This is a genomic window from Ruegeria sp. CDSB086, from assembly GCF_059611065.1.
In genome coordinates this window covers 220,681-234,181 of the sequence record NZ_JBXWOV010000006.1, presented here as the reverse complement: position 1 = coordinate 234,181, position 13,501 = coordinate 220,681, and the positions used below count along the sequence as shown (strand labels likewise).

Annotated in this window: 12 protein-coding genes; 6 read left to right on the top strand and 6 right to left on the bottom strand. The window is 54.8% G+C overall.

All coding sequences use genetic code 11. The features are described 5' to 3' along the window. Positions 1-43 precede the first annotated feature (43 nt). Both AC2FIO_RS14130 and AC2FIO_RS14125 read right to left on the bottom strand, forming a co-directional pair. Entirely contained in the window at positions 44-1,609 is a 1,566-nt protein-coding gene (locus AC2FIO_RS14130; protein ID WP_496698410.1) for an ABC transporter substrate-binding protein, read from the bottom strand. A gap of 21 nt (positions 1,610-1,630) precedes the next feature. After that, positions 1,631-3,607, bottom strand: coding sequence for a CocE/NonD family hydrolase (locus AC2FIO_RS14125; protein ID WP_496698408.1), 1,977 nt, complete (start codon positions 3,605-3,607; stop codon positions 1,631-1,633). 129 nt (positions 3,608-3,736) lie between these two features. On the opposite strand from AC2FIO_RS14125, the gene AC2FIO_RS14120 reads away from it, so the two are divergent. After that, positions 3,737-4,498, top strand: coding sequence for a helix-turn-helix transcriptional regulator (locus tag AC2FIO_RS14120; RefSeq protein WP_472724729.1), 762 nt, complete (start codon positions 3,737-3,739; stop codon positions 4,496-4,498). Between the two features lie 364 nt (positions 4,499-4,862). Beyond that, positions 4,863-5,096 (top strand): hypothetical protein, encoded by a 234-nt coding sequence (locus AC2FIO_RS14115; protein WP_496698406.1) that lies wholly within the window; start codon positions 4,863-4,865, stop codon positions 5,094-5,096. A 560-nt stretch (positions 5,097-5,656) separates the two neighbouring features. Here the strand turns inward: AC2FIO_RS14115 and AC2FIO_RS14110 are convergent. Beyond that, the gene (locus tag AC2FIO_RS14110; protein ID WP_496698405.1) at positions 5,657-6,481 is read right to left on the bottom strand and encodes a TauD/TfdA dioxygenase family protein; all 825 of its coding nucleotides are present in this window, start codon (positions 6,479-6,481) and stop codon (positions 5,657-5,659) included. 91 nt (positions 6,482-6,572) lie between these two features. Between AC2FIO_RS14110 and AC2FIO_RS14105 the strand changes: the two genes are divergently transcribed. From AC2FIO_RS14105 to AC2FIO_RS14090, 4 genes are all read left to right on the top strand, one after another. Beyond that, a complete protein-coding gene (locus AC2FIO_RS14105) occupies positions 6,573-7,469 on the top strand; it encodes a LysR family transcriptional regulator (protein WP_496698404.1) in 897 nt (298 codons plus the stop codon). A 599-nt stretch (positions 7,470-8,068) separates the two neighbouring features. After that, positions 8,069-8,689 carry an adenylate/guanylate cyclase domain-containing protein gene (locus tag AC2FIO_RS14100; protein ID WP_496698402.1) on the top strand — a complete coding sequence of 207 codons (621 nt, stop codon included), beginning with the start codon at positions 8,069-8,071 and terminating at the stop codon, positions 8,687-8,689. Positions 8,690-8,833: 144 nt separating this feature from the next. Beyond that, positions 8,834-9,310 (top strand): hypothetical protein, encoded by a 477-nt coding sequence (locus tag AC2FIO_RS14095; RefSeq protein ID WP_496698401.1) that lies wholly within the window; start codon positions 8,834-8,836, stop codon positions 9,308-9,310. A gap of 54 nt (positions 9,311-9,364) precedes the next feature. Continuing rightward, positions 9,365-10,051, top strand: a complete 687-nt coding sequence (locus AC2FIO_RS14090; RefSeq protein ID WP_496698400.1) for a hypothetical protein — start codon at positions 9,365-9,367, stop codon at positions 10,049-10,051. A gap of 617 nt (positions 10,052-10,668) precedes the next feature. Here the strand turns inward: AC2FIO_RS14090 and kce are convergent. Genes kce through AC2FIO_RS14075 form a run of 3 tightly spaced genes read right to left on the bottom strand, consistent with a single transcriptional unit; the run spans position 10,669 to position 13,500 of the window. Beyond that, on the bottom strand, positions 10,669-11,607 hold the full coding sequence (gene kce / locus AC2FIO_RS14085) for a 3,5-dioxohexanoate:acetyl-CoA acetone transferase (protein ID WP_496698398.1): 939 nt from the start codon (positions 11,605-11,607) through the stop codon (positions 10,669-10,671). A 4-nt stretch (positions 11,608-11,611) separates the two neighbouring features. Continuing rightward, positions 11,612-12,640, bottom strand: a complete 1,029-nt coding sequence (locus tag AC2FIO_RS14080; RefSeq protein ID WP_108862214.1) for a branched-chain amino acid ABC transporter permease — start codon at positions 12,638-12,640, stop codon at positions 11,612-11,614. Beyond that, entirely contained in the window at positions 12,637-13,500 is an 864-nt protein-coding gene (locus tag AC2FIO_RS14075) for a branched-chain amino acid ABC transporter permease (RefSeq protein WP_108862215.1), read from the bottom strand. The genes AC2FIO_RS14080 and AC2FIO_RS14075 overlap by 4 nt, the downstream gene beginning before the upstream one ends. Position 13,501 lies beyond the last annotated feature (1 nt).

Sequence of the window (13,501 nt, the reverse complement as noted above, 5' to 3'; positions counted from 1 at the left end):
GGCGAGCGTCACGCGCTCGCCGTGCCCGGTCGACCTGGGGAGGTCAGGTCGCCTTGCCGAAATAGCGAAGCAACGACAGGCCATCTGGCCGCAATGCAGGAATGACCCGGGCGCTGTGAATGACCGGTGTCGCCTCGTGCGTAATGAAGCGATAGGCGCCGCTTTCTTCCATCAGATCCTGCGCACGCTGATACATTTCCGCCCGCTTTGCGATATCCGTTTCAGCAGCCGCAGTTTCGTGAATCTCGTTGAATTCAGGGCTGTTAAAGCGTTCCCAGTTCCATTTTCCTATCTGTTCAGGCGTGAACCACGACGTCGCATAATACGGATCTGGGGTCATCGAAAAACGGTTCAGAACGAGCTGCAGGTTTTCATTGTCGCCGGACGCCCAGAATGCACCGGATTCCAGAACGTTGACTTCAACCGTGATCCCAATTTGCGCGAGCGTCGCCTGAATGATCTGAGCCGTTGTCGTGAAGGTCGTTTTGTTCAGCGTGTCGAGGGTCAGCGTGACATTGGTTTCACCGGATTCCGCCAGCAGTTGTGCCGCCTTCTCAAAATCCGCCGCCGGTGGCACCAGCGAAGAAGCCCGATGCCCGGCGAGGCCCGGTGCGATGATGCCGGTCGCTGGTTCGGCAGCACCAAAATATGCGGCCTCCAGAATGCTGGGTACATCCACCGCGTGCTGAATCGCCTGCCGCAGTTTTTGATTTTGCAGCTTCGGATGCTCGACGTTCATGCCCATCCAGACATAATAAAGCGAGGGTTTTTCGACCAGCGATCCACCATTGGGAACCCCGGCGCGGTAACGCTCGACCGAGCCCAGCGACACGCGGGTTACATCCAGTTCACCCGCTTCGAACGCAATCTCGGCAGTGTTTTCATCGTCAATCGGATAGATCTCGACGGTGTCCCAAGTGGGCGCGTCCCCTTTCCAGTCGGGGTTACGCTTAAGAACGGTCTTTTCCTTGGGCGACCAGCTGTCGCGCAAATACGGGCCGGATTCCGCAACCGGATCAGCGCCGATCCGGCCGCCGGCGGCTTCGACCGCTGCTTTCGAGACAATGTTGCCAGTGATATACGGCAGGGCAATCGACCAGATCGGTGCAAACGGTTTGTTCAGCACGATCGTGCCTTCGCGTTCGCTGGTCACGTCCACGTGGCTGAATGGCCCCAGATCGGGCTTGTTCGGACTGTCGGTTGCGTCGTCCACGATCCGTTCCATGCTGAACTTGACGTCCTCGGCGGTCATCGCGCCAAATCCATTGGTGAACCCGATATCGTCACGCAATGCGAACTTGATATGGGTCGGATCAACCTGCTCGATCATCGTGGCGGCATCCATCTGCCAGCCCCATTCCTCGCCTGGTTTGTACTGAATCAGCTTGTTGTAGATCGAAGCATGCACCTCCTCTTCAACAACACCAACGGAATGAGCCGGATCCATGTTCTGCGCATCTCCATAGGCCCGCACCCGCAGCACGCCGTCATCTGCTGCAAACGCACGGTTCGCCCATCCCATCGGAAGCGCCGTGGCGGCCCCTAGCGCGGTTGCACCTTTCAGGAACATCCGCCGACCTACATTGGCCTTTGTCCATTCGATCTTCATAGTATCCTCCCTTGGATTAAGTTAGAGAAGTCCGCGCGGAACGGTTTCGGACCATTCCTTCGTCAAAACTTCGATTTCATCTGCACCTTCAGTGGCGCGTAGTTTGCGGTAGAGATAGAAATTTTGCGCGTCGCAGGTCATCCGGCATTCGGTTGAGATGGCGACTTGCCAATCTTCGCGCTCGAACGAAAAACTCCAAGCGGTCTCGAAATGTGCGGTTGTCGGATCATCGGGGTGAATGCAGTAGCGCATACGAACGTCACTGCCGACAATCAGATCATGATACGGGTCGCGCGATTTTCCGTAGTCATCAAATGTCTCCAGAACCACCTGACCATTTTTGGTCACGGTGCGTTCGGATTGCGCGGATGGTGGACGCAATTGTTCACCGGCAAGAACTGGATAGTTCTGTGCCGGGCCAGGTTCAGAGGCTTGAACCTCATGCGTGACTTCCCGCACCGGCAAATGCAGGGTGCAATCCTGCAAGTACATTGTCACCTCGGCCGAGTGCGGTGCTGGCCAGACGATCGGCCAGTATGACGTCGACAGCGCCAGTCGCAACACGTGACCCTCGCGCAAATAATGCGCGCATTCGTTCAGAACAATTTCGGCTTCATAGATTTCACCCGGCCGCAGACTTTCGGGCGTTTCATGACTGCGGTAATGGCACAGGTTCAGTGGACGATAGCTGATGCGCTGCGATACACCTACGGGCGAGACATCGCATAACCGCGCGACAAGTTGGGCAACAGGTCGATCTACCGAAAACCTAAACTTCAGCTTTGCTCGGCCCAGCAGCTCCAGCGGGGCCTGCAGCGGCGCGCTGTCAAAACAAACCGACAGGGCATCATCCCTTGCCTGATCCCCTGCAAGTTCATTGTCGATCCGCATGCCCGCACAGAAATATCCGCCTTCCCTACCGACATGACTGGGTGATGTGACAGCGACCGTGCCTGTAGCCGGTTCCCGAGAAAACCCCCCTTGCGTCAAATGCCAAGCCTGGTCAGACACATGCGGCGACGGCCACGTGGTTTCCGCAATCCAACGACCTTGCCGAGCAGAGTTGTGCGCCGTCGGATTGAAGTGTTCCTGCATGTAAGTCCTGTACGCAGGCAAGTCCTCGGCCCCATTTTCCTGTCCTTTCAGCCAGCGGTCAAACCAGCCGATCACTTCGGAGTGAAAGTCTGCAGGATCGAGTTTCGAGATGTGAGGATAGCGGTGTTCCCAAGGCCCAATGACGGCCTTGGTAGGCACGGTTAGGTTGGCTGCCAATGCCGTGGGCGCATTGACATAGGCATCTGCCCATCCGGTGATAGCCAAAACGGGGGTTTGGATCGCGGACAAATCCTCGCAAACCGATCCATGTTTCCAAAACGCGTCACGCGTTTGATGGCGCAGCCAATCCGCAGCAGAGAATGAGACGTTTTGAAGCCGGGCCAACCAATCCTCTCGCCAATCTGTACGAAGGTCTTGATCAGCGGGGCGGGTCAGATAGGCAAACATTTGACTGCCCCAGTTCATGTTGTCACTCAGCAGGCACCCGCCCATGAAATGGATGTCATCCGCATAGCGATCCACGGTCGAGGCGACGCTGACGACGGCCTTTAATGCTGGTGGTTGTCGAAAGGCTAGCTGCAAGCCGTTAAACCCACCCCACGATATCCCGATCATCCCGATATGGCCGTCACACCAATCCTGCGCGGCGATCCAGGCTATGACTTCCTCACCATCATGCAGTTCCTGCTCAGAGTACTCGTCGTCGAATTGCCCTTCGCTGTCCCCGGTTCCTGCTATGTCAACGCGGATGCAGACATAGCCTGCCTCGGCAAAAACCGTGTGTGTCGTTTCATCTCTTGGCGCAGTGCCGTCACGTTTGCGGTACGGTAAATATTCCAGAATTGCGGGGGCAGGACCGGTTTCGGGCAACCAGATGCGCGCAGCCAGCCGTCGCCCATCGGCGAGCGTGATCCATGTGTTCTCGATGGTTTCAATTGGCATCTGGGCGCTTGTCTGTTGCGAGTTGATGCCGAAGAAGAAACCGATTTGCAGATAAAACAAATTGTGCGATCTTACGTGAACTGACGCATTTTGCAGTGATATAGCGTCAGAACGCGAAAGGTTTTGCCTGTGTCAGACAATTTTTCTGCCAACCTGCGGTCGCTGTGCGCAGAGCATGGGAACATTTCACAGATTTGCCGCGATATCGGCGTCAACAGACAGCAATTCAATCGCTACCTGAATGGCTCCAGTCTGCCCTCTGCCCACAACATGCGTCGCATCGCGCGTCATTTCGGCCTGACAGAAGCAGAGTTGTTTGCTGAAACCGATGCTTTTGAACGAATGCTGAAAGGCACCCTGCCCCAATCTGGGACAGCGCCCACGGACGCATTTCTGGATCCATTTCGGAGCCAACAGAAAAACCTGAGGCGATATGTAGGCTTCTATCATTCCTATTTCTGCACGCCTTCTTGGGAAGGAAAGATTTTTTGCTCATTGATCCGGATTCAGGAAGTTGATGGGTTGTTCACGATCCGATCCAGGGAAATTGCCATATCCCCAGACAAGAGCACGCACCAGATTTCGCGCTATGCGGGTTTGGTGACAATGCGTGGGAACAGGATATTCGTGACCGAGCACGAGCTTGCGCGTGAAGGTAGCGTTGCCACCACCATATTGTATTCTGCACACCGTCAGCAGCTGAAGTACCTGCGGGGCATGACAATGGGTGTCGCATGGCGACCATACCCGCATCCTTATGCTGCCAAGACAATCTGGAAACGCTTGCATGAGCGTGTGACAGCCCGTGAGGCTATTGCCGCTTGCGGGATCTACCCTGCCCAAAGCAACAGGATCGATCCAACTGTTCGAAAACACCTTTACGAGGCTTGAAGCGAGCGTCGAGCCCACAATTTTTGGCATTTAGACAGGACAATTGATCGTCGTGGATCATAACCCCCACAGCATCGAACTCTCAATGATGAACCTCCGCCACCGAATTGGTCCACCCCAACAGTTAGGAAACGGAGGATTGGATATGGGTCTCAAACGACACAAACCGGAAGAGATTGTCACAAATCTTTGACTCAATCGGTTGCCAAAACCTCAAGAAAAGCAAAATTCGCGTATTTAAATTCTGACTCAAACATCAAGCATTTCTGACCTAGACGGTGAAGCTGCTGTTAGATTGCCCTGCAGCTAAGGTTTGAGAAGAGCCCAAACTTGCTCATCTCCGCAGTACGGCTATACAGCAATCATGAAGTGGATTGCCCTCATTATTGGAATTGCATTCATTATTGCGGCTTGGCTGATTGTTCAGGTTGGTAGAGGTGTTCGCTTCACCCATAGCGGCTTCGAAGAATGGGATGATACGTTTTGGGCAACATATAGGTACTGTTGCCTCATGACCGATTTGAGGACTGCAGCGCCGCTTGGTCTTTTTGGCATAGCCATGCTTGGTTTCGCAGCAGGGAAGTTTGTGCGAAACTAAACGCTATCAATACTACTGAGCACCCAAAAGCAATGGCAGCTTAAGCATGGTCTATTTGTCTGTGATCATAAACTTTTTTACTTTCATTGCAAAATGTAACGTCGAGCCAGATCCCAACCCAAACACCCCAAGCTGCCAGAAAACACTTCCACCAAGATTCAGCACAATAATAGACGCAATTGCTGTTCCAAAAGCCAAGGCCCAAACCACGAATACAAGCCTTAAAAACCTTCCTGTGACCCAAAGATACGCGTGTCTTACCTGTCGCAGGGTTGATGCAAGAAAAGCTGAAAGTTGGAAGTACATGCGGTTACCTCTATAGCCCTGCCCACGTTCGCGAAAGCCTGAGCTGCAATATTGTGGCTGATTACGGAGGTCAAAACACCAAAGTGGTCATTGCAGGCCGGAAGACCAACGGCAGCTTTGTCCGCCTTTCCGACTTTGACGGGCCTTGCGGTCCAAATTGGCTCCGCGCCCAAAATGTCAGATTCTACGCGGCATATGAATGACCGCTTCGCGCATCACATTCCTTTTGCGCTTGCTCGACCAACATCGGGCTTCTAACGCGATAAGGCTACGCCATCCACAGTGATCCTGTGCATGAGACGCCGGAATCCGTGATAATCGTTGATCGCCTTGTGCCAGGTGGCGCGATTGTCCCACATGGTGATGTCGCCTTCCTGCCAACGGACTCGGGCCTGAAATTCGGGCTGTCTGCAATGCTCATAGATCATATTGAGGACGGCCGCGGATTCATCGAACGTCAGGCCTTCAATGTGCGTAGTAAAGACAGGGTTTACGAACAATCCGCGGCGCCCGCTGAGTGGATGTTTGATGACGACAGGATGGCGCGCATCTTGCGTCGCTGCCTCGGCATTAGCCAACCTTCCGCTTTTGGCCGCTTCACTATCCAACGTGGCCTCGCCAAAGACGTGGCGCGACGAATGCACGGCCGTCAGCCCATCAAGAAACCGGCGCATGGGTTCCGACAGAGCCTCATAGGCCGCGCCCATCGAAACGAAAAGCGTATCACCGCCGTAGGGGGGCATTTCGATGGCATGCAGGATTGATCCCATCGCCGGGACCTGGTCGTAGGAATGATCGGTGTGCCAGCCTTCGCCCACCGCTTCTTTCTGGTCCTTTTCCTTCAGGACGGTTGCAATTTCAGGGTGCCCGTCGACAGGTTTGAAAAAGCGGTTCACGTTGATCGGACCGAAGCGGCGCGCGAAGTCGAGGTGGTCTTCCGAAGCAATGTTTTGCCCTCTGAGAACAACGACGGAGTATTTGGCGAAGGCTGCCTGGATTTGTGCAAACTGCGCACCGTCTCTTACGTCGGCTCCGAAAACTTCTGCCCCCAAGCTGCCTGTCAAAGGTCTGATGTCCATCGGTTCTCTCCCTGTTTTCTAGCGAGAAGAGTAGGATATTGCTTAAGATCGGAAAAACTGAATTAATCTGGCTCAAAGGATGATTTTACTGATGGTTCGGTTTTCGCTACGTCAACTTGCCTTTTTGTCGGAAATCGCCCGTTGCGGTGGTATCGCGCCTGCGGCGCGAAAACTGAACGTCTCCGCTCCGGCGATCTCCTCGGCGCTTGATAAACTCGAAGCGGTCACTGGCTTGACCTTGTTTGATCGTTTTCCCGCACGGGGTATGCGGCTGACCAGCGCGGGTACGGAGTTCCTAGCCGATGCAGAAGCTCTGCTAATGCGGGCGAAGGCCCTGGACCGACGTGCCGCCGAAATGGCCAAAGGGGAAACCGGAACGATCCGAATCGGAACACACTACGCCATTGCCCAACGGATCGTGTTGCCCGCGGTTCTGACGTTCCGCAACCACTATGCCCGTGTACGTATCGAAGTCGTGGAAGATGATTTTCCAAGCCTCGTTGCTGCACTTGATGCTGGAAAGGTCGATGCGCTTGTTGTTTTTAATCAGGGCTTTGATAATACGCGCTTCGATGTCGAAATCCTGAAGGCGTTGCCGCCCTTGGTTTTGCTGCCCGCATCGCACCCTTTGGCAAAGGCAGACAGCGTGAAGCTCGAGGCCCTGTCCGACATTCCCTACATTGCCGTATCGCGCGCTGGTCCCGGCCCCAGCTATCTTGACTTGTTGCGGGCTGCCGGTCTTGATCCGGAGGTGCCGCTGACCTCGCAATCGCGCGAAATGGTTCAAGCATATGTGGGAAAAGGATTGGGCTTTACTCTTGTTGGCTTCCCGCCTGGCCGGAATCTGACGATTGAAGGCGATGCTGTCGTCACGCGTCCGCTCGCGCAAGAGATTGGCCAGTTCGAGGTCACCATTGCTCTGGCAAGGGCCGTGCAACAAACGGATCCGGTAACAGCATTTCTGGATATGTGCCGGACCCAAGTTTGAACAACAGTGTCACGCCCTTTTCTGAAAGCGTACCGTTGCGCAATTGATAAGAAAGGCGGATTTGTCCGCCATGAGGCCCTTCCAATTCGCCCAAAAACGTTCATTCAAGCTACGCACGCTCGAACTTCAGCACAGCTACCCCTAATGCTTCTTCCCCCGACCAAGGCCATCGCGCCGGGCACCGACCATCCGGCGCACAAGGGGGCTCGACATCCGGATCGAAGGATCACAGCGGCCGACGCGAAAACAGGAAAAGATGATGGGTCGGTTCAACTCACTACGCCAAACGCAACGACTTCTCGTCGTCCACGACCAAATCAGTACGATCTCTCGTCCCGTCCGCTATCGTCCTACCAATCACTCCTACTGCCATGCCAGAGCCGACGTGTCCGAGCTGTGGGAAGGGTGTGTGGCGGAACTATCGGCCTGATTGCACGGTCTCACGCATATTCCAATCCACCTCAGATAACTTGGCAATGCCGCACCTGTGCATAGGCTCTCTAGGTAGCGCGAGAGAATGCAAATAATGGGTGGCTTTGGCGTATGTCGCCCATCGGTCAGAGTTCCACAGGACCCAAGCCCAAAGCAAGCGTGAGTGGATGGCTGATCGCGAAAAGGACAACCCAGAAGACCGACGAATTGCCTACCGAATTGGCGTACACCTCGGGGACATCATAATCGATGGCGACGATATATTTGGCGATGGCGTCAACGTTGCCTCGCGACTGGAGGGATTGGCAGAGGCGGGTAGTATACGGATCTCGGAAGCCGTGTTCAACAATGTAAAAGGTAAGCTCGACTTGGGATTTGCCGATCTTGGTCCGCAAAAGGTCAAAAACATCTCGGAACCAGTCCAGACTCTCCAAGTGCTTCTCGACCCAAGTGACGCTGGCAAGTTGGTAAAAGCGACGCTGACCCGACTGCCGCTGGTGCGCTACGGGGCGTTGGCGATGATCGCGCTGGTGGTGGCTATCGCCGCCGGACTCTACGCCCGCGACCGGATGTTTGCACCGACAAGTACCGGACCACCGAAGCTGCTGGTGTTGCCGCTGGCCGCCGCCGATGCTGGCAGCCGACTGATTGCCGAGGCCGCGACGGAGAACTTGATTGCCTCGTTTGCCCGGCTGAAGGGGCTGACTATCGCACCTCGCGACGTGTCGATGCAATACAAGGGTATCGAACTTGCTGCCAGCGACGTGCCGGATGATCTGGAGGTGTGATACATCCTCGACGGCACAGCGACATCCCAAGCCGATACCGTCGAGATCTCGGCGCGTCTGCGCGACATCAGTGCCTCGAGTGAGGACGTTGTCTGGGAGCAGAAAGAGGTCGGGAAGACTGACGAGCTATTTGGCGTTTTGGCTATGCTGAAACTGGGCGCTACGGCCGCCATGAAGGTCAGGCTCAACCAGACGGAGCGGGCGATACTCGAATCCAAGCCTACCACCAGTTTCGAGGCCTACCTCGCATTTGCCCAGGCTGAGTTGTTTCGGTACAGCGGAAACTTCTTCGATCTAGAAAAATCTCTGCCTCTCTACGAGAAATCGATTAACCTCGATCCCGGATTTATCGCCGCACATGTCGGATACGCGGAAGCCAATTTTCCCATCTGGAGTATGGGCAACAACACCATACGCTACACTCTTGATGCACTAGATGCAGCGAGAGAAAGCATCGAAACAATCCTCCAAGCACAAGACGCGAATGTCTATGCGATTGGTCTGCAGGTTCGAATTGAGATTGAACTGTCAAACCACGAGCAGGCATTGGCGAAAGCGAGGGCGGCCGTATTCCTCCAACCTGACGAGCCTTGGCTACGATTTGTTCTTGGCCTGTCGTAGCTAGCAGCCGGCAACTATGAAGAATCACTACAGGAACTCGACAAATACCAGTCGTTGTCGCCGCGGCTGAATTCCGGCGAAACGAGGGACCTGTCTTTCTCCTTCCTTCTGCTTGATGATGTAGAGCAGGCCTTGGGACTGCTTAAGCAGACCCCTCCCGAAGAGTCCACCAAGATCGATCAGTACTCCCAACTGGCGAATGCTTATGCCCGACGTGGCGAACTGGAAGAAGCCAAATTTTACATGGCAAAGTTTCTCAAGGAGACCGTGTGGAACAATCTGGCCTGGCAGCGAGGCTATTTCGGTCGGTATGCCGATCCGGCTCTGTACGATCGTTGGAGTGAGGCAATGCGAGCCGCGGGATTACCGGAATCACCTTTCGATTTCGAAGCCGGGCGGGAGGCCGACCGTTTACAGCAGGACAATTTGATTGGACTCTTTTCCGATATTTATCAGGAGACGCACACGCTGGGTCCCTTTGGAATGCCATATTCTCAAGACCGCAGCACTGACGGCACGCTCACTATGAACTTCGCCTGGATGAAAGGGCAACCGATTTCCGGTCACTGGTCGATCGAGGGGGACCAGTTCTGTGTACGCACACCTGCCATCCACGTTAATCGTGAACAGTGTCTCAATGTTTATATTGACCGAGACAAATCGACTGAAAAAGTAACGCACATTTCAACTGTCTATTCTTTCGGGGCCTTAAATTCCGAGTTTACCAGAGTGAGCGAATAGAGCACATGATCAGGCTAATTTGGCCACGTCTACAAGTCGTTCTCAGCAAAATCTACCAACTCTAGTTGCGCCAAAACAAAACGGCTGGCATCAATTTGGATGGCAGAAATGTCCCGCAATGTGTCCGTTTGAGTAGTTCCTGATCTTGCGCGTGCAGCGAATGTCGGGAAAGCGGGCTCGCCCGCAGCATCTTGAAAGTAGGGTGAAGGTCTGGAGTAGGCCTAAAATGGCGACTAGCCGACAACCTGAGAGGCAACGCCACAACCCAATACCAACAACCAGTAAACACCGCTGAGTTAAGATTCCCCGCACCTTGGGCGTTTGACTTAAGGTAAATTCCTATGTCGAACGATCAGACAGTTTTTGGTCCAACTGTGACGGTTGGGTCAGGCTCGTGTGACGTTCAACACTTACTGTGAAACGTCACAGATCTTTGATCTCAATCGACGGCAAAAACCTCAAAACCAGCTAATCACGTCAGATAATTCTGACCTAAACGTCAAGCATTTCTCAACCACACCGACCAACGGCCTCTCAACGAATCTGCTGCTAATGTCGAAACCCAGAATTGAACCAATCCCCAGTTTAGTATTGCAGAGTAGCAAGCGCCTTTCCTGCTAAAACGCTACCCGGTCGCCACCCTTCAAATCCAGAATTTCCCGGGCTTCGTCGGGCGAAGCTACCTGACTGCCCAAGTCCTCTACGATGCGGCGAATTTTGGACACCTGTTGAGCATTGCGCTCGGCTAGTTCGCCTCGAGAAATGAACAGGCTGTCCTCCAGTCCTACACGAATATTGCCACCCATCTGGCTTGCCGTCGTGGCAAGCGACATCTGTGCCCCTCCAGCCCCCAAGACTGACCACCGATAGTCGTCACCGAAAAGCCGGTCGGCCGTACGTTTCATGAAGATCAGGTTGTCGACCTCGGGTCCGATTCCGCCGAGGATGCCAAAGATAAATTGAATGAATATGGGTGCCTTGAACAACCCGATATCCATGCAGAATTTCAGGTTGTACAAGTGGCCGACATCGTAACATTCGTGTTCGAATTTGATGTCATGTGGGGCCAGGGTTTCTGCCGCTTCGCGAATGTCCCGGAATGTATTGCGAAATATGTTCTGATCGGAATTTGCGACATAGTCCTTCTCCCAATCAAACTTCCAATCGTCATCGCCATACCGGTTAGCCAGCGGATGAAACGAGAAGTTCATCGAACCCATGTTCATCGAGCACATTTCGGGGCTGAAGGTCTTGGCCGGATTGATCCGGTCCTGAATAGACAAAGTCAGCGATCCTCCGGTCGACAGGTTCACGACAGCATCCGTCGCTTGTTTGATGCGCGGCAGGAAAGGTGCGAAGTCTTTCGGGTCGACCGATGGTGAGCCGTTCTCGGGGTTGCGCGCATGCAGGTGCAGGATCGACGCGCCGGCCTCGGCAGCATCAATTGCCTGACGCGCGATATCATCATAGGTGTACGGAAGTGCATCCGACATGGTTGGCGTGTGGATAGCGCCGGTTACGGCGCATGTGATGATCGTTTTTTTCTGACGAGCCATGGGTTCAGTTTTCCTTGGATTGTCCGATGTGCTTTACGCGATAGCCCAGCGGGAAAAGTTGCAGGTCATAACGGCTGCGGATCACGCCCCAGATGCCTTTTGGCGCCTTGAGCATGACAACGATTGCGACAACGCCGAGAACGATCAGGTAAGTTGTACCGAGGTCTGCGAGTGTTTCGCGCAGGGCGAAGAAAACCAGCGTACCGATAATCGGCCCTTCGATGGTTCCGATGCCGCCGATCACCACGATGAAGATAACAAAGGCGGTCCAGTCATTGACGCTGAACGCCGCATCCGGCGAAATGCGCAGTTTTTGCAAAAAGATGAGCGCGCCGATCATCGCTGTGAATGCCGATGTGACGACATATACGATGAACTTTGTGCGCCAGATATCAATGCCAAGACTACCGGCAGCCAGTTCGTTGTCGCGAATTGCCGTCAGCGCCAACCCTTGCCGCGAGCGTAGGAAGAGATACACGGCTGTCACCACCAGAACAGCGGCCCCGAGCGCCAGCCAATAGCTAAGCGCTTCTCGCATCGCACGACCCGACGCCAGCGATTTCACGATGGCAACGGGGAGCGAAGACCCCGATCCTCCGCCAAGCGCTGAGATTTGCGCGAAGCTCAATCGAAAGACTTCGGCGATGACCCAGGTGCCTATGGCGAAATAGGCGCCCCTTAGCCTGAAGATCAGAACAGCAACCGGGATTGAGATCAATGCCCCCAGCACTCCCGCCGCTGCGATGGCGGCCAACGGGTGCAGCCCGCCCAACATCGTCAACGCAAAGAGCATATAACCACCGAAGCCCACATAGGCCTGCTGACCAACCGAGACGAGACCGGCGTAACCCGCCATGAGGTTCCAAAGGGTGGCGAGGGATAGGTAGAGAAACAACTCGCCCATCAGACGCATGTCAGCGCGGCCCGCCCACCAGGGCGCTGCTATCAGAACGAGTAGAGTGACCGCCGCAAGGATCGCAGCAACCCGGGCTGCTTTTGACGATCGAGATACGGAATAGTCCTGCAGATTCATCCTGAAATCCTCGGGAAGAGGCCGTTCGGACGAACGGCAAGAATGACAAGAAAGGCGATATGGCCAGCAAGCACCTGCCAACCCGGATCGATCTTGGCACCGATGGTCTGCGCAACACCAAGGATCACGCCGCCAACCAGTGTACCCCACAGGTTGCCGAGCCCCCCGATAATGACGGCCTCAAAGCCAAAGATCAGACGACCACCGCCGATTGAGGGATCAAAGCTAGTCCGAATCCCAAGCAGGATACCGGCAATCGCAGTCACACCCAGGGCCAGAGCCATGGCCAGACCAAAGATGTGCCGACGATTAAGGCCCATGAGCTGGGCGATGTCCTGATTGTCCGAAACGGCACGGAACGCGCGCCCCAAAGCGGTATGATAGAAGGTCCATTGCAGCCCCCAGATCACCGCGATGGCGATACCGAAGGTGAGAAGCGGTAAGATTCCGAGTGCCACACCGCCCACGGCAACGCTCGCTGTTTCCAGCGCACCGGCATTCAATGTTTGGGGGTCTGCGGTGTAGACCTCCAGCAACCCGTTCTGGATGATCACGCTTAGGCCGAAGGTGACAAGCAAGGGCGGAAGAATATCGTCGCCCAAAGTTTGGTTCAGAAGGCCGCGCTGAAGGGCATATCCGATCAACGCCATGGCGGGAACAACGATCACCAACGCGGCCATCGGATGCATTCCCGTCGCGGTCGTAACCGTCAGCCCTAGATATGCGGCCAGCACAATCAGGTCACCATGGGCAATATTGACCAGCCGCATGACTCCAAAGATCAATGACAACCCTGCCGCGAATAGGGCGTATAGCCCGCCGAGTAGAGTTCCCTGCACGATAGCGTTCAGCCATTCCATG

Bases quoted from the DNA above. Each gene is read 5' to 3' on its own strand.
- AC2FIO_RS14110 (WP_496698405.1), bottom strand. From the start codon at position 6,481: ATGGACATCAGACCTTTGACAGGCAGCTTGGGGGCAGAAGTTTTCGGA.
- AC2FIO_RS14130 (WP_496698410.1), bottom strand. From the start codon at position 1,609: ATGAAGATCGAATGGACAAAGGCCAATGTAGGTCGGCGGATGTTCCTG.
- AC2FIO_RS14115 (WP_496698406.1), top strand. From the start codon at position 4,863: ATGAAGTGGATTGCCCTCATTATTGGAATTGCATTCATTATTGCGGCT.
- AC2FIO_RS14075 (WP_108862215.1), bottom strand. From the start codon at position 13,500: ATGGAATGGCTGAACGCTATCGTGCAGGGAACTCTACTCGGCGGGCTA.
- AC2FIO_RS14100 (WP_496698402.1), top strand. From the start codon at position 8,069: ATGGCTGATCGCGAAAAGGACAACCCAGAAGACCGACGAATTGCCTAC.
- AC2FIO_RS14080 (WP_108862214.1), bottom strand. From the start codon at position 12,640: ATGAATCTGCAGGACTATTCCGTATCTCGATCGTCAAAAGCAGCCCGG.
- AC2FIO_RS14125 (WP_496698408.1), bottom strand. From the start codon at position 3,607: ATGCCAATTGAAACCATCGAGAACACATGGATCACGCTCGCCGATGGG.
- AC2FIO_RS14105 (WP_496698404.1), top strand. From the start codon at position 6,573: ATGGTTCGGTTTTCGCTACGTCAACTTGCCTTTTTGTCGGAAATCGCC.
- kce (WP_496698398.1), bottom strand. From the start codon at position 11,607: ATGGCTCGTCAGAAAAAAACGATCATCACATGCGCCGTAACCGGCGCT.
- AC2FIO_RS14095 (WP_496698401.1), top strand. From the start codon at position 8,834: ATGCTGAAACTGGGCGCTACGGCCGCCATGAAGGTCAGGCTCAACCAG.